Annotated in this window: 17 protein-coding genes; 8 read left to right on the top strand and 9 right to left on the bottom strand. The window is 69.9% G+C overall.

Annotated features, from left to right (window positions below; translation table 11 throughout):
- Positions 1-120 precede the first annotated feature (120 nt).
- Positions 121-1,539: a maltokinase N-terminal cap-like domain-containing protein gene (locus PXH83_RS21770; protein ID WP_274562152.1), complete on the top strand. Its 1,419-nt coding sequence runs from the start codon at positions 121-123 to the stop codon at positions 1,537-1,539.
- A complete protein-coding gene (gene glgB / locus PXH83_RS21765; protein ID WP_420803197.1) occupies positions 1,536-4,226 on the top strand; it encodes a 1,4-alpha-glucan branching enzyme in 2,691 nt (896 codons plus the stop codon). Before PXH83_RS21770 ends, glgB begins: the two co-directional genes overlap by 4 nt.
- Here the strand turns inward: glgB and PXH83_RS21760 are convergent.
- The 3 genes from PXH83_RS21760 to PXH83_RS21750 all read right to left on the bottom strand — a co-directional run bounded on the left by PXH83_RS21760 (position 4,213) and on the right by PXH83_RS21750 (position 8,526).
- Complete coding sequence (locus PXH83_RS21760; protein ID WP_274562149.1) at positions 4,213-6,519, bottom strand: HelD family protein; 2,307 nt, start codon at positions 6,517-6,519, stop codon at positions 4,213-4,215. The genes glgB and PXH83_RS21760 overlap by 14 nt on opposite strands.
- Positions 6,520-6,668: 149 nt before the next feature.
- Entirely contained in the window at positions 6,669-7,037 is a 369-nt protein-coding gene (locus tag PXH83_RS21755; protein WP_274562148.1) for an imine reductase family protein, read from the bottom strand.
- Between the two features lie 103 nt (positions 7,038-7,140).
- Positions 7,141-8,526 (bottom strand): cation:dicarboxylate symporter family transporter, encoded by a 1,386-nt coding sequence (locus PXH83_RS21750; protein ID WP_274562147.1) that lies wholly within the window; start codon positions 8,524-8,526, stop codon positions 7,141-7,143.
- Between the two features lie 142 nt (positions 8,527-8,668).
- On the opposite strand from PXH83_RS21750, the gene PXH83_RS21745 reads away from it, so the two are divergent.
- On the top strand, positions 8,669-10,273 hold the full coding sequence (locus PXH83_RS21745) for a sensor histidine kinase (RefSeq protein WP_274562146.1): 1,605 nt from the start codon (positions 8,669-8,671) through the stop codon (positions 10,271-10,273).
- Positions 10,274-10,565: 292 nt separating this feature from the next.
- On the top strand, positions 10,566-11,249 hold the full coding sequence (locus PXH83_RS21740; protein WP_274562145.1) for a response regulator: 684 nt from the start codon (positions 10,566-10,568) through the stop codon (positions 11,247-11,249).
- Positions 11,250-11,263: 14 nt separating this feature from the next.
- On the opposite strand, the gene PXH83_RS21735 is transcribed toward PXH83_RS21740, so the two are convergent.
- Positions 11,264-12,001: a hypothetical protein gene (locus PXH83_RS21735; protein ID WP_274562144.1), complete on the bottom strand. Its 738-nt coding sequence runs from the start codon at positions 11,999-12,001 to the stop codon at positions 11,264-11,266.
- Positions 12,002-12,133: 132 nt separating this feature from the next.
- Here PXH83_RS21735 and PXH83_RS21730 point away from each other — a divergent pair, with 132 nt between their 5' ends.
- Positions 12,134-12,811, top strand: coding sequence for a helix-turn-helix domain-containing protein (locus PXH83_RS21730; protein WP_274562143.1), 678 nt, complete (start codon positions 12,134-12,136; stop codon positions 12,809-12,811).
- A 67-nt stretch (positions 12,812-12,878) separates the two neighbouring features.
- Here PXH83_RS21730 and PXH83_RS21725 read toward each other — a convergent pair whose 3' ends face one another.
- Positions 12,879-13,904 carry an ATP-dependent 6-phosphofructokinase gene (locus tag PXH83_RS21725; protein WP_274562141.1) on the bottom strand — a complete coding sequence of 342 codons (1,026 nt, stop codon included), beginning with the start codon at positions 13,902-13,904 and terminating at the stop codon, positions 12,879-12,881.
- A gap of 248 nt (positions 13,905-14,152) precedes the next feature.
- Between PXH83_RS21725 and pta the strand changes: the two genes are divergently transcribed.
- The 3 genes from pta (at position 14,153) to pyk (ending at position 18,971) form a co-directional block, all read left to right on the top strand.
- Positions 14,153-16,228 (top strand): phosphate acetyltransferase, encoded by a 2,076-nt coding sequence (pta, locus tag PXH83_RS21720; RefSeq protein WP_274562138.1) that lies wholly within the window; start codon positions 14,153-14,155, stop codon positions 16,226-16,228.
- The gene (locus PXH83_RS21715; protein ID WP_274562136.1) at positions 16,225-17,469 is read left to right on the top strand and encodes an acetate kinase; all 1,245 of its coding nucleotides are present in this window, start codon (positions 16,225-16,227) and stop codon (positions 17,467-17,469) included. The genes pta and PXH83_RS21715 overlap by 4 nt, the downstream gene beginning before the upstream one ends.
- Before the next feature lie 74 nt (positions 17,470-17,543).
- Positions 17,544-18,971, top strand: a complete 1,428-nt coding sequence (gene pyk / locus PXH83_RS21710; RefSeq protein WP_274562135.1) for a pyruvate kinase — start codon at positions 17,544-17,546, stop codon at positions 18,969-18,971.
- A 102-nt stretch (positions 18,972-19,073) separates the two neighbouring features.
- Here pyk and PXH83_RS21705 read toward each other — a convergent pair whose 3' ends face one another.
- The 4 genes from PXH83_RS21705 to PXH83_RS21690 form a co-directional block, all read right to left on the bottom strand.
- A complete protein-coding gene (locus PXH83_RS21705; protein WP_274562951.1) occupies positions 19,074-20,426 on the bottom strand; it encodes a hypothetical protein in 1,353 nt (450 codons plus the stop codon).
- Positions 20,416-20,949 carry a DUF6114 domain-containing protein gene (locus tag PXH83_RS21700; protein WP_274562132.1) on the bottom strand — a complete coding sequence of 178 codons (534 nt, stop codon included), beginning with the start codon at positions 20,947-20,949 and terminating at the stop codon, positions 20,416-20,418. Before PXH83_RS21700 ends, PXH83_RS21705 begins: the two co-directional genes overlap by 11 nt.
- A 115-nt stretch (positions 20,950-21,064) precedes the next feature.
- Positions 21,065-21,703 carry a DUF6230 family protein gene (locus PXH83_RS21695; RefSeq protein ID WP_274562131.1) on the bottom strand — a complete coding sequence of 213 codons (639 nt, stop codon included), beginning with the start codon at positions 21,701-21,703 and terminating at the stop codon, positions 21,065-21,067.
- A 587-nt stretch (positions 21,704-22,290) separates the two neighbouring features.
- Positions 22,291-23,268, bottom strand: coding sequence for a tetratricopeptide repeat protein (locus PXH83_RS21690; RefSeq protein WP_274562130.1), 978 nt, complete (start codon positions 23,266-23,268; stop codon positions 22,291-22,293).
- Positions 23,269-23,517 lie beyond the last annotated feature (249 nt).

Below are 23,517 nucleotides of genomic sequence, written 5' to 3'. Positions count from 1 at the left end.
CGACCCGACACTCCCCGCGTCTGCCGCGGAGAGAACCCCACGCACCGCCCGGACAGCTACGGTCGCAATCCGGGACACTCTGCGCAAACTGTGGTGTGCCCGGGGAAAGGACGCGATGCCATGTCGGAGGCTGCATCCACCCGGAGTTCGGCCGCCCACCGCGCCACCCCTCCAGCCGCTCCCCCCACGCTGCTCCCCTCTCTCACACACCTGCTCCACGAATGGCTGCCCAGGCAACGGTGGTTCGCGGGGAAGGGGCGCCCGATCACCGGCTTCTCGCTGGTCTCCGCCACGGAGCTGCTGCCGGTCGGTTCGGCGTCCGCTCCGGGCCTGCTTCATCTGCTCGTACAAGTCCATCAACCCGCACCGCCCACACCACCGCCCGTGGCCGACTGCTACCAACTGCTCCTCGGCGTACGGGCCTCACTGCCGCCGCATCTGGCCCCGGCCCTGATCGGCCACGTACAGGAGGGCCCCATCGCCAACCGCACCGTGTACGAGGCTCTGCAGGACCCGCGCCTGGCCGGGCTGCTCCTGGAACGCCTGCGCACGCCGGGCGTCCACGGCTCCCTCCACTTCCAACGCGACCGTGCCGTAACGATCCCGCCCGCCCTCACCCCACGACCGCTCGACGCCGAACAGTCCAACTCGTCCCTGATCTACGGCAATTCCTACATCCTGAAGATCTTCCGCCGCGTCTCGCCGGGCTCGAACCCCGACTTGGAGCTGCCGCTCGCGCTGGCCCGCAAGGGCTGCGAGCGGGTGCCCGCGCCGGTCGCCTGGTACGAAGCGGCCAACGCCGCCTCCCGCGACGAGACGTACACCCTCGGCGTCCTCCAGCCCTTCCTGCACGGCTCCGAGGACGGCTGGCAACGAGCGCTGCGCGCACTCGCCGTGGGCAACGACTTCACCACCGAGGCGCAAGCACTGGGCCGCGCCACCGCCGAAGTCCACACCGCACTGGCCGAGGCACTGCCCACCCGGACCCTTCGCAGGCAACAGACACAACTGCTGGCCACCACGATGACCGAACGCCTCGAAGCGGCGGCCCAGGCAGTGCCGGCCCTGCTCCCGTACGCCCCCGCGCTGCGCACGGCGTTCGACGCGGTGGCGACGCTGGGCCGGGCGGGCCGGACATGGGCCGCCCAGCGCATCCACGGCGACCTGCACCTGGGCCAGACCCTGCGAGCCCCGGCCGGCGAATGGTCGGTCATCGACTTCGAGGGGGAACCGACACGCCCCCTGACGGAACGCCGCCGCCCCCAGCCACCCCTGCGCGACGTGGCGGGCATGCTGCGCTCCTTCGACTACGCGGCCCGCTCCCACGACCCCTGGGACGCCGAATGGGCAGTGCGCTGCCGCGACGCCTACTGCACGGGCTACGCGAAGGCATCGGGCGCCGACCCCCGCGAGGAGCCGGAGCTGCTGCGGGCGTACGAGACCGACAAGGCGATCTACGAGGTCCTGTACGAGGCAAGGCACCGCCCGGACTGGCTCCCGGTCCCCCTGGCAGCAATCCACCGCCTGGCAAACACATGACCCGCCACAACCCCCCGGGACGCGCACCGCCCGGTATCGCAGACCGAGGTGCGGGAGGGGACGTGCAGGGGCGCTCCCCGCAGGGTGTCGAACACAGTTTGGGCGGCGTACAACTGCGACCCCCCGCCCGTTCGACACCCGAGGAGACGCCCCAGCGCGGCACCGACCCGAAGGCACCGCACCCCCCGACCACCGCACCACGCCCGAAGTCACCGCACCCTCGACCGGAACCTCCCAAGGAGGCCTCACCCGTGACCCCCCGTCCGCCGTCCCGCAAGTCTTCCGAAGCCCCGACCGAGGCGCAGGCCCCGCAGCCGCCCGCGCCCGCGAAGACCGCCAAAACAGCCAGCACTGCCGGCACTGCCAAGACCGCAAAGGCCACCAAGAGCGCCGCCAAGACAGCGAAGACTGCCAAGACCGCCAAACCCCCCAAAACGGCGCAGACCGCGAAGAGCCCCACGGCCAGGGCGACGACCCCGCGACGCCGCACCGGCGTAAGCACCGCCGAGCCGCTGGACGCCGGGACGCGCGGCCGACTGCTGGCCGGGGCTCATCACGACCCGCACAGCGTGCTGGGCGCCCACCCCGGTCCCGACGGCGTAACCTTCCGCGTCCTGCGCCCGTACGCGCAGGCCGTCGCCGTGGTCACCGAAGGCACGGGCAGGGCCAAGGAGACCCGTCTCCAGCTGAACGACGACGGCGACGGGCTGTTCTCCGGCGTACTGCCGCTGCGCTCCGTCCCGGAGTACACGCTGCGCGTCACGTACGACGGCAGCGAGCAGGAGATGCGTGACCCGTACCGCTTCCTGCCCGCCATCGGCGAGGTCGACCTCTACCTCATCGGCGAGGGCCGCCACGAGGAGCTGTGGCGGGCGCTGGGCGCGGAGCCGATGACCCACGAGGGCGTCGACGGCACGCGCTTCACCGTATGGGCACCGAACGCGCAGGGCGTCCGCCTGGCCGGGGACTTCAACTACTGGGACGGCGCGGGCCTCCCGATGCGTTCCCTGGGCGCGTCCGGCGTCTGGGAGCTGTTCGTCCCCGGCATCGGCGAAGGCACGCGCTACAAGTTCGAGATCACCCAGCCGGACGGCGGCCACACCCTGCGCGCCGACCCGATGGCCCGCCGCACCGAGGTGCCGCCCGACACGGCGTCGATCGTGACGGCCTCGCACCACGTGTGGCGCGACGAGGAGTGGATGGCGCACCGCGCCGACCACCCCGTCCACGAGGCACCGTTCTCGGTGTACGAGGTCCACCTCCCCTCGTGGCGCCCCGGCCTGACGTACCGTGAGCTGGCCGAACAGCTGCCCTCGTACGTCGCCGACCTCGGCTTCACGCATGTGGAGCTGATGCCGGTCGCCGAACACCCCTTCGGCGGCTCGTGGGGCTACCAGATCACCGGCTTCTACGCCCCGACGGCCCGCCTGGGCACGCCCGACGACTTCCGCCACCTGGTCGACGCGCTGCACCGCGCCGGCATCGGTGTGATCGTCGACTGGGTGCCCGCGCACTTCCCGAAGGACGACTGGGCGCTGGCCCGCTTCGACGGCACACCGCTGTACGAACACCCCGACCCGCGGCGTGCCGAGCACCCCGACTGGGGCACGCTCGAATTCGACTACGGCCGCACGGAGGTGCGTAACTTCCTGGTCGCCAATGCCACGTACTGGTGCGAGGAATTCCACATCGACGGCCTGCGGGTGGATGCCGTCGCCTCGATGCTGTACCTGGACTACTCGCGCGAGGGCGGCGACTGGGCCCCGAACGAGTACGGCGGGCGGGAGAACTTCGACGCCGTCGGCTTCCTCCAGGAGATGAACGCCACCGTCTACCGCCGCTGCCCGGGAGTCGTGACGATCGCCGAGGAGTCGACGGCCTGGGAGGGCGTCACCCGCCCCACGGACCACGGCGGGCTGGGCTTCGGCCTGAAGTGGAACATGGGCTGGATGCACGACTCGCTGGTGTACGTCTCCAAGGAGCCGGTGCACCGCAAGTACCACCACAACGAGATGACCTTCTCGATGGTGTACGCGTACAGCGAGAACTACGTCCTGCCCATCTCGCACGACGAGGTGGTGCACGGCAAGCAGGCGCTGGTGTCGAAGATGCCGGGCGACTGGTGGCAGCGGCGTGCCAACCACCGGGCGTATCTCGGCTTCATGTGGGCGCACCCCGGTAAGCAGCTCCTGTTCATGGGCCAGGAGTTCGCGCAGGGCGCCGAGTGGTCGGAGGCGCACGGCCCGGAGTGGTGGCTGCTGGACGACACGTACCACTCGGCGGGCGACCACCGGGGCGTGCGCGACCTGGTCCGCGACCTGAACCAGGTGTACGCCGCCACACCCGCGCTGTGGGAGCGGGACACCGTCCCGGAAGGCTTCGCGTGGGTGGACGGCGGCGCCGCCGAGGACAACGTCTTCTCGTTCATGCGCTTCGACGCGCAGGGCTCACCGCTGCTGGCCGTGTCCAACTTCTCGCCGGTCGTACGGCACGACTACCGGCTGGGCGTCATGGACGACATCCCGGCCTGGACGGAGATCCTGAACACGGACGCGGCCCGCTACGGCGGCAGCGACGTACACAACCCGGAGCCGCTCAAGCCCGAGTCGACCGGGGCGCACGGGCGTCCGGCCAGTGTGCAGCTGACGCTGCCGCCGCTGGCGACGGTATGGCTCAGGCCGGCGTGAGCCCCTCCGCCAGGTCCTGCCGGAACCCCTCCCGGAGGTTCCCCCGGAGACACTCCGGCAGGACCCCCGTATGAACGACGGCGAGGTGCTGCGTGGCCCGGGTCAGGGCCACGTACAGGTCGTTGGCACCGCGCGGTGACCCGGCCAGGATCCGGCCGGGCTCGACGACGATCACGGTGTCGAACTCCAGGCCCTTCGCCTGACGGGGGTCGAGGAGCACGACCGGCAGGGTGAGGTCGGGGGCGGTGCCGTGCGCGGCGCCGGGGAGGGCGGCGGCCAGCGCCCCGTGCAGCTCGCGCGGGGCGACGACGGCCAGCCGGCCCTCCTCCGGCGTCTCGTCCGCGACCGTTTCGGCGACGGTACGGGCGAGGGCGTCCGGCTCGGTTGCGCGCGCGTGGGGGCGTTCACCGGTGGAGCGGACGGAGCTCGGCGGCTCGAAGGAGGGGTCTTCGGTCCGCCGTACGCCGGCCGCTACCTCCATGATCTCGGCGGGGGTGCGGTAGTTGACGCCGAGGCGGGTGTGGTGCCAGCGGTCTTCGACGTACGGGCCGAGGATCTGCTGCCACGAGTCGCATCCCGCCGCGTCCCCGGTCTGGGCGGGGTCGCCGACCAGGGTCATCGAGCGCGTCGGGGAGCGCCGCATCAGCAGCCGCCAGGCCATCGCGGACAGCTCCTGCGCCTCGTCGACGACGATGTGGCCGAAGGCCCAGGTGCGGTCGGCGGCGGCGCGTTCGGCGGCGCTGCGGTGGTCGGCCTCTTCGTGGCGCTCGGCCATCCGCTCGGCGTCGACGATGTCGTGCGCGCCCAGGACCTCGGAGGCGTCCTTGTCGATGTCCTCCTTGTCCTCGAACTCGTAGGTGCGGGAGGCGTACGCGACATCCAGCACGCCCTGGGCGTACGCGATGCGCTGCTGCCGTTCGGCCTCCTCGGCGGCCCGCGCGGCGGAGTCGTCCTCGCCGAGCAGTTCGGCGGCCTCGTCGAGGAGCGGTACGTCGGCGGGCGTCCACGGACCGCCGTTGCGCCGGATCAACTCGGCGTCGGCGTCCGGGAGATGAACCGGTTCCGCGAGGAACTCCGCGACCAGCTGCTGCGGAGTGAGCGGCGGCCACAGCGTGTCGATGGCCGCGTGCACGTCATTGCTGAGCGCGATGGCCTTGCCCAGCTGGGCGATGTCGTCGGGTCCGAGGAAGTTGGGACCGCCGTACGGGTCGGCGCCGATCCGGTCGGCGAGCTGCTCGGTGAGCGCGTCGATGATCCGGAAGGCGAAGTGGGGGCGGGCGAGGTTGTGCGGCAGCAGGGTCTCGCGGGCTGCGGCCCGGGCGTCCTCCGCCATCGCCCGGTCCAGCCAGAGCGTGCCGTCGTCGTGCTCGATCTCGATGCCCGGATGAGGCACGGTCTGCCGGTCCCGTACGAAGCGGGCGAGCGCGTCCGCCATCGCGGCCCGCCCCTTGACCTCGGCGGCTTCGGCCGTGTCGGTGCCGGTGGCGGTGACCCCGGGGAAGAGCTCGCCTACGGTCGCGAGCAGTACGCCGGTCTCGCCGAGCGAGGGCAGCACTTCGCCGATGTAGGCGAGGAAGGCCGGATTGGGCCCGACGATCAGCACGCCGCGGCGGGCGAGCAGGTCGCGGTACGCGTACAGCAGGTACGCCGCCCGGTGCAGCGCGACGACGGTCTTGCCGGTGCCGGGACCGCCTTCGACGACGAGGACGCCGTGGTGCGGGGCGCGGATGATGCGGTCCTGCTCGGCCTGGATGGTCTGCACGATGTCGTGCATCCGCCCGGAGCGCGCCGCGTCCAGCGCGGCGAGCAGCACGGTGTCGGCGGCGGAGCCCTCGTGGCCGGTGCGGGTGGTGTCGGTGAGGTCGAGGATTTCGTCGTGCAGCGCGGTGACCGCGCGGCCCTCCGTGGAGATGTGCCGCCTGCGGCGCAGTCCCATCGGGGAATAACCGGTCGCGAGATAGAAGGGGCGTGCGATCTCGGCCCGCCAGTCGACGACGAGAGGCGTACGGTCCGGGTCGTTCTGCCGGATTCCGATACGGCCCATGTGGTACTTGCGGCCGTCCTGGTAGTCGAGCCGGCCGAAGCACAGCCCGTTCTCTCCCGCATTGAATGCGGCGAGCAGTCCGGACTGCTCGGCCACCATCACGTCGCGCTCCAGCTTCGCCTGGTGGCCCGTCCTCACCTGCGTCAACGCCGCCTGTGCGGTGGCCTCGGCCTCTTCTCGCAGGTCATCGAGGCGCGCGTAGAGACCGGTGATGAATTCCTGCTCTTTCTGAAATTCCTCGGTTGACAATTCAGCTCCCAACAAGCTACGCTGTGTTCACACGGCACCTCTGTAACCCAATTTACGCCTGGTCGCAGAAACGCTCAATATACGCAGGGAAAAACCCCGGGTGTCAATTCCCCGGGGTATTTCTTTTGCCTGTGGATCCGGGCGCGGGATCAGCCCTTGAGTGCCTCGATCGTGCTCGCCCAGTCGTCCGCGCCGTGCCCCTTGGCGATCGCGGTCGCCATACCGGCCGCGATGGGCGGCAGGATTGAGGTGATGGTGTTCAGATACGGAGCCAGGGCCGTCGCGGCCACCTTGTCCTCCCGCGCCAGGGCGAAGGCGTGCACCAGACCCGAGATGCTCGCGTAGAAGAAGTCGAGCATCGACAGGTCGTAGACGGCGGCGAGGGCGTGGTCCTCGCCGAGGTGGGCGGCCTGCCCGGCCAGTGCCTTCAGAGTGGTCTCGTACTTCTCGAAAGCCGGCCGCGAACCGGCGTAGAGCATCAGCGCTTCGGGCCCGCCGACGAGCGGGGTCGGCACCATCACCGCACCGCGCACCAGAAGGTAAGCATCAAGGGCGGAAGGGCCCGGCCGTCGCCGGCCGAGCCCTTCCCCTCACATCGCGCCGTCACATCGCGCCGCTTGATTACAGCTGCGCCGAGGCCTTTTCCACACTCACCCCGTCCCGCTGCTCCGGGACGTCGCCCGGGGGCCGCGTCTCGTCCGGCGTCGCGACGTGGTCGTCGACCAGCGTCTTCTCGTCGAACGGGGCGCGTCCGGCCAGGACTTCGGCGACCCGGGCCTTGTCGATCTCCTTGGTCCACGTGCCGACCAGCACCGTCGCCACCGCGTTGCCCGCGAAGTTCGTCAGGGCGCGCGCCTCGCTCATGAAGCGGTCGATGCCGACGATCAGGCCGACACCGTCGACCAGTTCCGGGCGGTGGGACTGGAGGCCTCCGGCGAGGGTGGCCAGGCCGGCGCCCGTGACGCCCGCCGCGCCCTTCGAGGCGATGATCATGAAGATGAGGAGGGAGATCTGCTGACTGATCGTTAGCGGGTCGCCCATCGCCTCCGCGACGAAGAGCGAAGCCATCGTCAGATAGATCGCCGTACCGTCGAGGTTGAAGGAGTAGCCCGTCGGGACGGTGATGCCGACGACCGGCTTGCTCACGCCCAGGTGCTCCATCTTCGCGATCAGCCTCGGCAGCGCCGACTCCGAGGACGACGTGGAAAGGATCAGCAGGAATTCCCTGGCCAGGTACTTCAGCAGCAGGAAGAGGTTCACGCCCGCGACCAGGCGCAGGAGCGTGCCGAGTACGACGAAGACGAACAGCGCGCATGTGATGTAGAAGCCGATCATGATGACCGCGAGCGACTTCAGGGCGTCGATGCCCGTCTCGCCGACGACCGCCGCGATCGCGCCGAACGCGCCCACCGGGGCCACCCACATGATCATCGCGAGCACCCGGAAGACCAGCCGCTGGATGTGTCCGATGCCCCGGAGGACGGGCTCGCCGACCGAGCCCATCGCCTGCAGCGCGAAGCCCACCAGCAGGGCGACCAGCAGGGTCTGGAGCACCTCGCCCTCGGTGAAGGCGGACACCAGGGTCGTCGGGATGATCCCGAGCAGGAAGTCGGCGGTCGACTCGCTCGCGCCCTCCGCCTGCGCCGCGCCCGCGCTGCGCGCCGATTCGGTGAGGTCGAGGCCCGCACCCGGCTCAAGAATGTTGCCGACGAGCAGGCCGATGGCGAGGGCCACGGTCGACATCACCAGGAAGTAGCCGAGCGCGAGCCCGCCCACCGCGCCGACCTTGGCGGCCTTGCGGACCGAACCGACGCCCAGAACGATCGTGCAGAAGATAATGGGCGAAATCATCATCTTGATCAGATTGACGAACCCGGCGCCGATCGGCTTGAGCTCGACGGCCACGCCGGGGGCCGCGAAGCCCACGACGACACCGAGTGCGACTGCGCCGATGACGGCGAGATACAGATAATGAGTACGGTCCCGCCTTGCGGCTTTCTCTGCCACGGGGGTTCTCCTCTTATTGGCTGCGGCACCCACGTCCCGATGGGTCCCGGCGACTATCCATCAGCGCTGTGAGCCCCGTCACCGTTGCGTGCATTTCGTTCACAGCTTTTCGGCCATGCGGACGGCCATGCACACTGGCGGCATGCGCATACCCCGTCCCCGCAGCCTGGCCGGCCAGCTCTTCGCCATGCAGGTCGTGCTGGTGGCGGTGATCGTCGCCGGGTGTGCGGCCTTCACGTACGTCTCCGACCGGGCCCAGGCGGAGGAGACCGCGACCAGGCAGGCCACCGCGACCGCGACCGCCGTGGCGAAATCCCCCGCGGTGATCGAGGCGGCCCGCTCGGACAATCCGACGGTGGCCCTCCAGCCGTACACCGAGGAACTCCGCAAGGAATCCGGCGTCAACTTCGTCGTGATCATGGCCCCGGACGGCACCCGCTGGACGCACCCGGAGGGAACCGAGATAGGCCGTACGTACCTGGGAACCATCGGCCCCGCCCTGAAGGGCAGGACCTACGGCGAGACCCACCTGGGGACACTGGGCCGCTCGGTGCGTGTGGTGACGCCGGTGCGCGACCCGGAGGACGGGGGCCGGATCACCGGGCTCGTCAGCGCAGGCATCACCATTGAGCGGATCAGCGCGCAGCTGCGGCAGCAGGTGGCGGCGCTGCTCGGAGTCGCGTCGGGCGCGCTCGCCCTCGGCGGCCTCGGTACCTACGTCATCAACGCCCGGCTGCGGCGTCACACCCACGGCATGAACGCCGCCGAGCTGAGCCACATGCACGACTACCACCAGGCCGCTCTGCACGCCGTACGGGAAGGGCTGCTGATGCTCGACAGCCGGCAGCGCATCGCGCTGATCAACGACGGTGGGCGCGAGCTGCTCGGCCTCGGGGACGACGCGGTCGGGCGCCCGGTGGCCGAAATGGACCTGCCCAAACCGCTCACGGCAGCGCTGCTCGCCGCCGAGCCGCGCGTCGACGAGGTGCATCTGACGGCGGACCGGGTGATCGTCGTCAACAGCCGTCCGGTCTCCACCGGGAAACAGCGCGGTACGGTCGTGACCCTGCGCGACCACACCGAACTCCAGGCGCTTTCGGGCGAGTTGGACTCGGAGCGCGGCTTCACGCAGGCGCTGCGCTCGCAGGCCCACGAGGCGGCGAACCGCCTGCACACCGTCGTCTCGCTCATCGAGCTGGGCCGCTCGGACGAGGCGGTGGAGTTCGCCACGGCGGAGCTGGAGCTGGCCCAGGCGCTCACCGACCAGGTCGTCGACGCGGTCGGCGAACCGGTGCTCGCGGCGCTGCTGCTCGGCAAGGCGGCGCAGGCGAACGAGCGGGGCGTGGCGCTCGTACTGGACGAGGACAGCAGGATCGACGACGGCCTGCTGCCGCGCACGCTGCCCGCGCGCGACCTCGTCACGATCTTCGGCAACCTGATCGACAACGCGGTTGACGCGGCGCAGGGCAGCGACGGAGCGAGGGTCACGGTGACGGCCCGAACGGAGGACGACGAGCTGCTGGTGCGTGTCTCCGACACGGGGCCCGGCGTCGACCCCGCGTCGGCCGACGCGGTCTTCGCACGCGGCTGGTCGACGAAGAGCCCGGGGCGGGGGATCGGCCTGGCGCTGGTCCGGCAGGCGGTGCACCGGGGCGGTGGGGCGGTGGTCCTGGCGGACGGGGCGGACGGGGGCGCGGATTTCACGGTACGGCTGCCGTTGCGGGCGGCGGCGGAGGTGCGGGCATGACGTTGTGCATCCGGCGGATCTTTTCTTTCCCCTACCCGCCCCTTCCCGAAACTGGGGCTCCGCCCCAGACCCCGGTCCTCAATCGCCGGACGGGCTTGATTTATCAAGCCCGTCCGGCGATTGAGGACACGCCCGTAGGGCGTCCCGGGGGTCTGGGGAGGAGCCCCAGTTTCGGGAAGAATGGGGTCTCCCCTGCTCGAACGAAGTTGAGAGCTTGGGGAAGGGTAGGGGAACAGCGCCGCAGGCACCCGCACCCGCACCCGCACGCCCCGCGCCACCCCGAGGTGGCCGCATGAACGCAACCCCCATCCGCGTCCTCGTCGTCGAAGACGACCCCGTCGCCGCCGACGCCCACGCGCTCTACGTGGCCCGCGTCCCCGGATTCGCCGTCTCCGGCGTCGCCCACTCGCGGGCCGAAGCGGTGCGCGCGCTCGACCGGCGGCCCGTCGATCTGCTGCTGCTCGACCTCTACCTGCCCGACGGCCACGGCCTCCAGCTCGTACGTTCACTGCGCGGCGCGGGCCACACCGCCGACGTCATCGCCGTCACTTCGGCCCGCGATCTGGCCGTCGTACGGGAAGGGGTGTCCCTCGGCGTCGTCCAGTACGTCCTGAAGCCCTTCACCTTCGCGACCCTGCGCGACCGCCTCACCCGCTACGCCGAGTTCCGCGCGGCGGCCGGCGAGGCCAGCGGCCAGGACGAGGTGGACCGCGCCCTCGCCGCCCTCCGCACCCCCGAGCCCGCAGCCCTCCCCAAGGGCCTGAGCGCGCCGACGCTGGACGCAGTGACCCGTACGCTGCGCACATCGGCGAGCGGGGTCACGGCGGCCGCGGCCGCCGCCGAGGTCGGGATCTCGCGGATCACCGCGCGCCGCTATCTGGAACACCTGGTCACCACGGGCCGGGCCGAGCGCAGTCCGCAGTACGGCCAGGTCGGGCGCCCGGAGCTGCACTACCGGTGGATTTCCCTGCGCTGAACGGGAGTTGGGGTTCAGGGAGCGGCAGGCGGCGAAGGCCTTGAGCGCGGCGCGTCGGCGGAGGCCGGCACCGGGGCAGCGGGCCGGGTGCCCAGCGGGGCGGGCCGGGTGTCCAGCGGGGCGCCGCCGCACTTCTTCCGCTCGGTGATCCAGTTGGCGATGCGTACGGCCGCTCCGGCCACCAGGCGCCGGTTGCCCGGCGAGAGCTCGCTCACGTACTCGTCCTTCACTTTCACGGGCAGGCCCACGGCCACCTGGAGGTCCTTGCTCGGCCGGACCTGGCCCGTCAGGCCCTTCGGGCACTCGACGATCAGGGAGGCGATCGCCCGCGCCGCACTGCTCCGGTCGGTCTTCACCGTGCCCTGGGCGCTCGGCGGCAGGCGGAAGGGGAAGTCGCTGTCGAACTCGCCGGGCGTCTCCTCGGCCCGGGCCGGCAGGGCGTTCGCCCTGACGGTGACCTCCTCGTCGCCGCCCCAGGACAGCCGGCAGTCCAGCAGGACACGGCTCTGCTGCCCCGGATCGAGCATCGTGCCGTACTGATGCAGCCGACCCGCCTCACCCTTCGGCAGGAATTGCCCTAAATGCCCCTGCGGCAGCAGGCCCGCGCAGGCGCTCTTCAACTGAGCGCGATTGTCGGCCAGTTGCTCACTCCGCCGGTCCAGCCACACGACGACGCCCACCGCGATCACCGCGATGACCACCACCACGGGAACGGCGCGACGCAGCCGTACGTACCCCCGTAACCCGCGCAAGGCGTTTCCCCTCCCGCTCCAAGTCCGGCCGGGGAGGCTACCAGAATTGGATCGTAGGACGTTCCTACGACTTGTAATCTTGGGTGAACGCACCGTAGTCACCACACCCGTTTCATACGTACGGTGTGCCCCGTGCACACCACTCCGCCCTTTAACGCCCCCGCCGCGCGACGACTGCGCGAAGCCCTCGGCATGGCGCCCGGTCATGTCGCCTACGGCCTGCGCGCGCAATACGGGCTGAACGTCGTCCCCGACCTGGTCGTCGCCTGGGAGCGCGGCCTGCGCGCACCCGATTCACGGGAGATCACCGCGCTCGCCGGCGTGCTGTGGTGTTCGCTGAGCGACCTGCTGGCCTCCCCGACCACGCTGCGCGAGCACCGGCTGGCACGCGGCCTCGCCGTGCCCGATCTTGCGCGGGCGATCGGCGTGGAGCTGAATTCCTACCAGCGCATGGAGGAATCCGGGCGGTGGCGCGGCAATGAGCGGCAGTCCGCGGCGCTCTCCGAGGTGCTCGGCCTTTCGCCGGAGGAGTTCGTGAAGGCGACCGGCCGGGAAGAGGAGCTGGCCGGGGTGCTGCGCAGCGCGGTGATGACGCGCTGGCAGGCGTACGTACGCCCGACGGCCAAGCTGGTGCCTGTGCGGCGGGACCAGCTGGAGGACGTACTCCAGCGGCTGCACGCCGACTACCAGTCCCGGATGGTGTCGACGCTGAGCTGGGGCGGCAGCGATTCGGCGGGGGACGGTGCGGCGGGCCGCGAGTTCCTGGACGCCATCGTCGGCCACTTCTGGCAGCTCGCACGCCGCCCCTGACCTGGGCGGCGGCGCTCTCGGTCAGGCTCCCGGGCCGCTCGGGCAGCCCGGGCCCCCTCCAGCCGGGTCAGAAGACCGATTCCGCCTCGTACATCCGCCTGTCGGGGACCCTCTTGAGCTCCTCGACGCCCTCGGCGAGCGGCACCATCACGATGTCCGTGCCCCGCAACGCCGCCATGTTGCCGAAGTCGCCGCGGTGCACCGCCTCCACCGCGTGCCAGCCGAAGCGCGTCGCGAGGACGCGGTCGTACGCCGTCGGGGTGCCGCCGCGCTGGACGTGGCCGAGGATGACCGGGCGGGCTTCCTTGCCGAGGCGCTTCTCCAGCTCGCCCGCGAGCCGGGTGCCGATACCGGCGAAGCGCTCGTGCCCGAACTTGTCGATGGCACCCTTCTCGTACGGCATGGAACCCTCCGCCGGACGCGCGCCTTCCGCGACGCACACGACCGCGAACTTCTTGCCGCGCGCGAAGCGTTCCTCGACCATCTTGACCAGGTCGTCCACCTCGAAGGGACGCTCCGGCAGGCAGATTCCGTGCGCGCCGCCCGCCATGCCGGACTCCAGCGCGATCCAGCCCGCATGCCGGCCCATGACCTCTACGACCATCACGCGCTGGTGCGATTCGGCGGTGGTCTTGAGACGGTCTATGGCTTCGGTGGCGACGCCGACGGCCGTGTCGAAGCCGAAGGTGCGGTCGGTGCCGTTGATGTCGTTGTCGATGGTCTTCGGTACGCCGACGACGGGCATCCCCGCGTCCGACAGCATCCGGGACGCGGTGAGGGTGCCTTCGCCGCCGATGGGAATGAGCGCGTCGATGCCGGAGCGCTCCGACAACTCGTGCCAGTTCTCGGCCGCTTCGCGCAGCCGGTCCCGCTCCAGGCGGGCGGAGCCCAGGATCGTACCGCCGCGTGCCAGGATGCCGCTGACGGCGTTGAGGTCGAGGGGGCGGTAGTGGCCGTCGAGCAGGCCCTTGAACCCGTCCTCGAATCCGACGACTTCGTCGCCGTGACCTGCGACGGCACGGTGCACAACCGACCGGATCACTGCGTTCAGCCCCGGGCAGTCGCCGCCGGCGGTGAGAACTCCGATACGCATCGTGCTGTGTCTCCTGCTCGCTAGTGATACACGTGAGCCAGAGTCCGATTGTTTCACGGTTCGCATGGGCTCCGCGCTTTCGGACACTCCGGCAGGAAGGCCGCAGAAACGCCGGAGAAACCCCGCAGAAGGGTCCCCGCGGGGCGTTTCCGCAGGCGTCCGGCAACCCCTCGCCCGGCGGGCGCCCTAACCACCCTCAGAGGTATTGTCAAGAGGGCAAGCCCACCCTAACTGGACGGAGAGCACGCGTGACGCGCAGCGTGTACGTGACCGGGATCGACCGGGGCGACGGTCGCCAGGTCGTCGAGCTGGGAGTCATGGAGCTCCTCACCCGCCAAGTGGACCGGGTGGGCGTATTCCGCCCCCTCGTGCACGACGGACCCGATCGGCTGTTCGACCTCCTGCGCGCCCGCTACCGGCTGTCGCAGGACCCGGCGTCCGGGTACGGCATGGACTACAGCGAGGCGTCCGCCCTCCAGGCCGAGAAGGGCACCGACGAGCTGGTGTCCCGCATCGTCGACCGCTTCCACAAGGTGGCGCGGGAGTACGAGGTCGTCCTGGTCCTCGGTACGGACTTCGCGGACACCCTGCTCCCCGAGGAACTCGCCCTGAACGCCCGGCTGGCCAATGAGTTCGGCGCCTCTGTGATCCCGGTGGTCGGCGGCAGGAAGCAGACCGCCAAGTCGGTGCGCTCCGAGACCCGTAACGCCTACCGCGCGTACGAGGCCCTGGGCTGCGACATTCTGGCCATGGTCGCCAACCGGGTCGCCCCGATGGACCGCCACGAGATCGCCGAGCGGCTGTCGGCCAGCCTGCCCGTGCCGTGCTACGCGCTGCCGGACGACGCCACGCTCTCCGCCCCCACGGTCTCCCAGATAACGCGCGCCCTCGGCGGCACAGTGCTGCTCGGCGACGACGCGGGTCTCGCGCGCGACGCCCTGGACTTCGTGTTCGGCGGTGCGATGCTGCCGAACTTCCTGAACGCCCTGACCCCCGGCTGCCTCGTCGTCACCCCCGGCGACCGCTCCGACCTGGTGGTCGGTTCGCTCGCCGCCCACAGCGCGGGCACCCCGCCCATAGCGGGCGTACTCCTCACCCTGAACGAGCGCCCCGGCGACGAGGTGCTGACCCTGGCCTCGCGCCTCGCGCCCGGTACCCCGGTGGTCTCGGTGGCCGGCGGCTCCTTCCCCACCGCGGGCGAGCTCTTCGCCATGGAGGGCAAGCTGAGCGCGGCCACCCCGCGCAAGGCGGAGACCGCGCTCGGCGTGTTCGAGCGGCACGTCGACACCGCCGATCTGCTGGCCCGGATGTCGGTGGCCCGCAGCGGCCGTGTCACACCGATGATGTTCGAGCACGAGCTGCTCGAAAGGGCCCGCGCCAAGCGCCGCCGCGTCGTACTGCCCGAGGGCACGGAGGAGCGCGTACTGCGCGCGGCCGATGTGCTGCTGCGCCGCGACGTGTGCGACCTGACGCTGCTCGGCGACGTCGACGTCATCCGTAAGAAGGCCGCCGACCTGGGCATCGACCTCGCGCTGACGCAGATCATCGACCCGCAGACCTCCGAGCTGCGGGGCCGGTTCGCCGAGTCGTACGCGAAAATGCGCGCGCACAGGGGCGTCAGCATGGAGCTGGCGTACGACGTGGTCGCCGATGTGAACTACTTCGGCACGTTCATGGTCCACGAGGGCCTGGCCGACGGCATGGTGTCGGGCTCGGTGCATTCCACCGCCGCGACCATCCGCCCCGCCTTCGAGATCATCAAGACCAAGCCGGACGCCAAGATCGTGTCCTCGGTCTTCTTCATGCTGCTCGGCGACCGGGTCCTGGTGTACGGCGACTGCGCGGTCAACCCGGACCCGAACGCCGTCCAGCTCGCGGACATCGCCGTGCAGTCGGCCGCCACGGCGCAGAAGTTCGGCGTGGATCCGCGGCTGGCGATGCTCTCGTACTCGACCGGCAGCTCGGGCTCCGGCGCGGACGTCGACAAGGTGCGAGAGGCCACCGAGCTGGTGCGGGCCGGCCGCCCGGACCTGAGGGTGGAGGGGCCGATCCAGTACGACGCGGCGGTCGAGCCGTCCGTCGCCGCGACCAAGCTGCCGGACTCCGAAGTCGCGGGCCAGGCGACGGTCCTGATCTTCCCCGACCTGAACACCGGCAACAACACGTACAAGGCCGTGCAGCGCTCGGCCGGTGCGGTCGCCGTCGGCCCGGTCCTCCAGGGCCTGAACAAGCCGGTGAACGACCTTTCGCGCGGCGCCCTGGTCCAGGACATCGTCCAGACCGTCGCCATCACGGCGATACAGGCCCAGGGCGAGTCCGCATGACCACCACCCCCGTCAAGGAAAGCTCCGCACCCGTGACCGCTACGCGCATCCTCGTCCTCAACTCCGGCTCGTCGTCGGTGAAGTACCAGCTCCTCGACATGCGCGACCACTCGCGTCTCGCGATCGGCCTGGTCGAACGCATCGGTGAGCAGACGTCCCGCCTCGTGCACACCCCGCTCACGGGCGACGGCGCCGACAAGCGCGAGCGCACGGGACCCATCGCCGACCACGACGCCGCGCTGAAGGCCGTCGCCGAGGAGCTGGCGACCGACGGACTCGGCATCGACTCCCCCGAGTTGGCAGCCATCGGTCACAGGGTCGTCCACGGCGGCCTGAAGTTCACCGCGCCCACCGTGATCGACGACGCGGTGATGGCGGAGATCGAGCGGCTCGTACCGGTCGCGCCGCTGCACAACCCGGCGAACATCACCGGCATCCGCACCGCCCAGGCGCTGCGCCCCGACCTCCCGCAGGTCGCCGTATTCGACACCGCCTTCCATACGACGATGCCGGAGTCGGCGGCCCGCTACGCGATGGACGTCGAGACCGCCGACACCCACCGCATCCGCCGCTACGGCTTCCACGGCACGTCGCACGCGTACGTGTCCCGGGAGGCTGCCAAGCTGCTGGGCAAGGACCCGTCCGAGGTCAATGTCATCGTCCTGCACCTGGGCAACGGAGCGTCCGCGTCCGCCGTCCGGGGCGGGCAGTGCGTCGATACGTCGATGGGGCTGACGCCACTGGAAGGTCTGGTGATGGGTACGCGCTCCGGTGACGTCGACCCGGCGGTGATCTTCCACCTGAAGCGGGTCGCCGGGATGTCCACCGACGAGATCGACGAACTGCTCAACAAGAAGAGCGGCCTGGTCGGTCTCTGCGGCGACAACGACATGCGGGAGATCCGGCGCCGTATCGACGAGGGCGACCGGCGGGCGCTGCTCGCCTTCGAGATCTACATTCACCGGCTGAAGAAGTACATCGGCGCGTATTACGCCGTTCTGGGCCGGGTCGACGCGGTCGTCTTCACCGCGGGCGTCGGCGAGAACGCCGCCCCCGTGCGCGAGGCGGCGATCGCGGGCCTGGAGGAGCTGGGCCTGGCGGTGGACGCGGACCTCAATGCCGTACGTTCCGGTGAGCCGCGTCTCATCTCGCCGGAGTACGCAAGGGTCGCGGTCGCCGTCATACCCACCGACGAGGAGCTGGAAATCGCCCGGCAGACGTATGCATTGGTCAACGCCTGAGCGGCCTCCCGCCCATTTGTACATTCCACCAGACGGAATATTCCGCAGCGAAACAAACCGATAGGATCCGCCTCATGCGCCGTTCCAAAATCGTCTGCACACTGGGCCCCGCCGTCGACTCGTACGAGCAGCTGAAAGCGCTCATCGAGGCCGGTATGAACGTGGCCCGCTTCAACATGAGCCACGGAACCCATGCGGAGCACCAGGAGCGGTACGTCCGCGTCCGCAAGGCCGCCGAGGACACCGGCCGTGCGATCGGCGTACTCGCCGACCTCCAGGGCCCCAAGATCCGTCTGGAGACCTTCGCCGAGGGACCCGTCGAACTGGTCCGTGGTGACGAGTTCATCATCACGGCCGAGGACGTCCCTGGTGACAAGTCCATCTGCGGAACCACCTACAAGGGCCTGCCCGGCGATGTCGCCAAGGGCGACCCGATCCTGATCAACGACGGAAACGTCGAGCTCAAGGTGACGATGGTCGAGGGCCCGCGGGTCCACACCATCGTCATCGAGGGCGGTGTCATCTCCGACCACAAGGGCATCAACCTGCCCGGCGCGGCGGTCAACGTCCCGGCCCTGTCCGAGAAGGACGTCGAAGACCTCCGCTTCGCCCTCCGGATGGGCTGTGACCTGGTCGCGCTCTCCTTCGTGCGCGATGCCGACGACGTCAAGGACGTCCACAAGGTGATGGACGAGGAGGGCCGCCGGGTCCCCGTCATCGCCAAGGTGGAGAAGCCGCAGGCCGTCGAGCACATGGAGGGCGTCGTCATGGCGTTCGACGGTGTGATGGTCGCCCGCGGTGACCTGGCCGTCGAGTATCCCCTCGAAAAGGTCCCGATGGTGCAGAAGCGGCTCATCGAGCTGTGCCGCCGCAACGCCAAGCCGGTGATTGTCGCGACCCAGATGATGGAGTCGATGATCACCAACTCCCGCCCCACGCGCGCCGAGGCGTCCGACGTCGCCAACGCGATCCTGGACGGCGCGGACGCGGTCATGCTCTCCGCCGAGTCCTCGGTGGGCGCGTACCCGATCGAAACCGTCAAGACGATGTCGAAGATCGTCGTCGCGGCCGAGGAGGAGCTCCTGTCGAAGGGCCTCCAACCGCTGGTCCCCGGCAAGAAGCCCCGTACGCAGGGCGGTTCGGTCGCCCGCGCGGCCTGCGAGATCGCGGACTTCCTGAACGGCAAGGCACTGGTCGCCTTCACCAAGTCCGGTGACACGGCCCGCCGCCTGTCCCGCTACCGCACGCTCCAGCCGATCCTCGCCTTCACGACGGACGAGGCGACCCGCAACCAGCTCGCGCTGAGCTGGGGCATCGAGTCCTTCGTGGTGCCGCACGTGAACAACACCGACGCGATGGTCGACCTGGTCGACGCCGAGCTGCTCAAGCTCCAGCGCTACAACAACGGCGACCTCATGATCATCACCGCCGGTTCACCCCCCGGCATCCCCGGCACCACGAACATGGTGCGGGTCCACCACCTGGGCGGCGAGAGCGCCTGACGGCAGTACGCACGCCCGTACCGCTGTACGGCATGACGGTGGCCCGCCCCCTGGTTCTTCGGGGGCGGGCCACCGTCGTAGGCCGGTATCTGTGTCAGCAGGTCAGCCGGTGTAGAAGTTGTGCAGGCCGGGGACCGTGAGCGTGCCGCCGAACTGGCCGGCCTGCGTCACCTTGACGTCGGTGAACATGGCGATCGGAACATTCAGCGGCGGCGGGGTCTCCGGGCTGAACGTGATCGGGATGAGGCCGAAGAGCTTGCCCTTCAGCTCCTCCGTGTACATGGTGACCGTGCCGTTGCGAAGGGTCGACGTGGAGCCCTTGGCCGCCTGGACGTGCGCCGTGGTGCCGTTGGGGCCGACGACCTTCTGGTGCAGGTCCTTGATGTCGGTTTCCACGGCGGTGAACTTCAGGACCTTCTTGATCTTGCCGCTGCCGGTCCTGACTTCGACGATGCCCTCGTAGTCGAGCCCGCGCAAGGTGAGCATCGAGCTCTCCAGGATCCACGGGTCGTCCGGCAGGTCCGGGATGCCCTGTTCCAGGTCGGCGGCCGCAAGCGCTTCCGGGTCCGCCGTCGGGCAGGGGAAGGGCTTCTTGCCGTCGGCGTCCTCGGCCGGGTCATCGGCCTTTGCCCCGGCCTCGTCAGCGGCGTCCTCGGCGGACTCCTTGGCGTCCTCGCCGAGTTCCTCGACCTTCGCGCCCGCCTTGTCCGCCGCGTCCCTGATGGCGGCTGCGGTCTTGTCTGCCGCGTCGGCCACCGCGTTGCCCGCGGTGTCCTTCGCGTCGTCGGGCTTCGTGGTCGCGCTCTGCTCGGCGGCCGGCTTCAACTCGGCCGGGTCCGACGCTGCCGTGTCGGGCTCTGCCTCCGGCTCTGCCGGCTTCGACTCGGTCGGCTCCGGGGAGGCCGTCTCCTCGTCCGGGCCGTCCAGGACGTCCTTGATCGCGTCGCCCACGCCCAGCGGGTCGAGCGGGTTCTTGGTCTCGCTCTCCGTCGGGGCCGGCGCAGGCGTCTCGGTCTTGCCCGCCTCGGGCTCCTTCGTCGGCTCGGTGGCCGGCGGGGTGCTGCTCGCGCTCGCCGACGGCGACTCGCCCGGCGTCGGGGTCTCCGTCTCCGCCGGCTTGTCGGCGGTGGCGCTCGGGCTCGGCGTGGCCGTCGAAGAGGGCTTGTCCGAGGGGGACTTGGACTCGGAGGCGTCCGGGTCGGGCGTGTCCGAGCGGGTTACGCAGGGACCCGGCGCGAAGGGGTTGGTGATCCCGTCGTCGGCGATCGCCAGCTTCGGCGTGAGCCCCATACCGACGAACACGGCCGTGGGCATCGCGGCCAGGGCCATCGCCTTGCCCGCGGGTATCTGCAGCTTCGTCAGGAGCGACTTCCTGGGGGCCGCGTGACGCGGCCCCTTTCTCTCACGGGTCCCGTCGCCTCCGGCCGCGGTCAGCTCCGCCTCGTCACCCCGCACTGTTCCTCCCGCCATTGGCGTCAACAGATGTGTCGTACATGTCGTCCGGGAAGTCGGCCTGGTCGGTGCCGCCGTCCGGCTCGTCGCCCTTGGGCGAGGTCTCGGCGGTGTCGACGACGGGCCTGGCCGGATCGGCCGGTGCCCAGGAAATCGACAGGGCTCCGCCGAGCAGCGCCAGCAGGAAGCCGACCAGGAATCCACCCAGGTTGGACACGGGGATGGAGACAAGTGCCAGCAGAATCGAGGCGACACCCGCGAAGACCCGGACGATGTGGTGGTACCACATGGTCAGGCCCAGTGTGACGAGCAGTACGCCGATGATCAGCGAGCCCGCTCCCGCGGTGGTGGCCATGGCCAGCGTGAGGTGCCCGATCTGGAGTTCCGCGTACGGAAGCCATGCGATCGGTACACCGCCCAGAATCGTGAGCAGGCCGGCCCAGAACGGCCGACTGCCCCGCCAGGCACGGAAGCGCAGCCGCCAGTATGTGAAATCGCGGCTCGGACCCGAGGACTCGGCGCTCATGGAAAACAGCTCCCTGGAACCGGTGTTGCAATGCAGAGATAAGGGAGGGGCGGCAGGCGGGACGACATGTCACACGAGTCACGCGTGTCACGCGCCCCGCCCGCGGAGGGGGTGCTTAGTAGCACTCCTTGATGCCCTTGTGCAGGCGCATGCTCAGACCGCTGAGCTTGAAGGTTCCGGCCGTCGTGGCCCATGCCTTCTGTCGCACCTTGGTCAGGACGGCCTCGTCGGCCTCCTGCGAGAAGCCGTACGGGTTGACCGACTTCTCCGTGCCCGGCTGGATACCCGGGCCCTTGCTGGCCTTGCCCGCGGCAACACCGATGTTGATGTTCTTGAACTCTGCGTTGGCGTCGAGGTCCTCGACGTCCAGGTACAGGTTCTCGGCCTTGACCGGAGTACCGTTCCCGCCGGCGTTCAGCTGGAGGGTGATGTTTCCGAAGATCGGGACGTTGGGCGTCACGACCGACTGGCACATCTTGGTGATCTCGGCGGACTTGAACGCCGACACCGCGACCGGGTGGGCAGTCTTGTTGCCCTCCAGGTCCGTGCCCTGAGCAAGGCTTCCGTACTGGAAGAAGCCCTTACCCTCAAGCCTCTCCGCGCTGACCTTGAAGCTCTGGCCGGAGACGCTGAACGATGCCGCGAGCGCGCCCTGTGCAAGGGCGACACCTATCGCAGCCGTCGCGGCCACACTCGGCACCATGACAACGGCGAACCGCTTCCATCTGGTCCCGCCACGAACTACAGACTCCATGACTTTCCTCCTTCTCGGACGTACATCTCCAGTACGGGCAGGAGCCCGCAGGGGGATGGGAGAAGTGCTACGTCCTCGGGAAGGAGAGCGCCCGATTCGGAGGCGCGAAACGTCATCCGAAACACCGGCGATCACCCCCGAGCGACAACCACTGGCCACGCGTTCGCGCAACCTGCTGGACAGGCCCTGCCGAACAGCAGAGACCCCCCTGTCCACGGCCGGCGCCACTGCCGCCGGCCGGCTCGGTGGGGACCCACGGGACCGCGCTGCACGATTGGCTGTCGGGCTGGCGCGGTATTGGACCGAGCGTGGCCGATCGTGGTCCATTCGAAGCCGGGGCACAAGGGGGTTCGTTACTGGCTAGTAACGGCCCGATAACCGATGCGCGACCACCGGGCATCGGGCAGCCACGGACGGTGCCGTCAAGTGACGAGAGAAACGTGGTGATTGACGCTCAGAAACGGGCAGAACACCCCGCTCGGCTTACTGCAAGTAACAGCGGCCGCGATTACCAAGTTTTGGTAAAGCGCGGCCGCGTTTTGTCACTGTGTCGCCAAATCACCGGTGGTGCCGGGGGGCACAACCGGTCAGAACAGCACCCTCGCCAGGGCTGTTCGCGCCGAAGCCACCCGCGGGTCGTCGGCGCCGATGACCTCGAAGAGCTCAAGCAGCCGCACCCGTGCGGCATTCCGGTCATCACCGACAGTTCGGCGCACCGTTTCCACCAGGCGCCCGAAGGCGTCCTCGACATGACCGCCGACCAGGTCGAGGTCGGCCGCGGCAATCTGCGCGGTTACGTCGGCCGGATTCTCGGCGGCGTTCTTGCGGACCTGCTGCGGGTCCAGGTTCTGGACGCGGGCGAGCAGTTCCGCCTGGGCGAGGCCCAGCGTGGCCTCGGTGTTGCCGGGGTCGTCGGCGAGGACGTTCTTGTACGCCTGGGCCGCACCGGCGAAGTCGTTCGCGTCCAGCGCCTGTACCGCCGCTTCGAGCAGCGCGTCGTAAGGACCGGCGGGCGCCTCGGCCTGCTCGGCCGGACCGCCTTCCGGGGCCGCGTTCGGGTCGACGGTGATGCCGGTCAGGCCGAAGCGTTCCTCGGCGACCTGGATCAGCTGCCCCAGGGTCTCGCGGATCTGCTGCTCGGACGCCACGCCCTGGAAGAGGGGCAGTGCCTGCCCGGCCACCACGGCGAAGACCGCGGGGATGGCCTGGATCGCGAACTGCTGGGTGAGCATCGGGTTGGTGCTGACGTCGACCCTGGCAAGGACGAACCGGCCGTTGGCCTCGACGGCGAGCCGCTCCAGGAGCGGGCCGAGCTGCTGCGACGTATCGGCGCCCGGGGCCCAGAAGTCGATGACGACCGGGACTTCGGCGGAGCGCTGGAGGACATCGCGCTCAAAACTGGCCTCGTCGACATCGGACACCAGACTCGACGGAGACACCGCACCAGCGCCGCCCTCCCGGGCGGACTCCGCACGCGCCTGCTCCGCCTTCTGCCGGGCTTCGCCGGCCGCCTTCACCGCGGCGAGGTCGACGACGCCGCTCATGGACATGTTCCTAGGCTGCATGCGTACATCCTCCCCCTTTCGCGCGCGGTAGAGAAAAACTGCGCCCGGATACACGAACCGGATACATGGACCGGTGCACGAACCGGATGCACAAGCCGGGCCCGTCCGCAGCCCCCGCCGGTTTGCGGGGCGTACGGTCGTACACGGCCGGAGGTCCCGAGGAGGACCGTGGGTCGGCGCTGGGTCCCCACCCGGCGCCTGCGGTTGTCTTGCGTGGTTGTCGCTTGGCTGACCGCTTTTTCGCTACGG

It is taken from the genome of Streptomyces spiramyceticus, from assembly GCF_028807635.1.
GTDB classification, from domain to species: domain Bacteria; phylum Actinomycetota; class Actinomycetes; order Streptomycetales; family Streptomycetaceae; genus Streptomyces; species Streptomyces spiramyceticus.
This window is presented reverse-complemented; position numbering and strand designations above follow the sequence as displayed.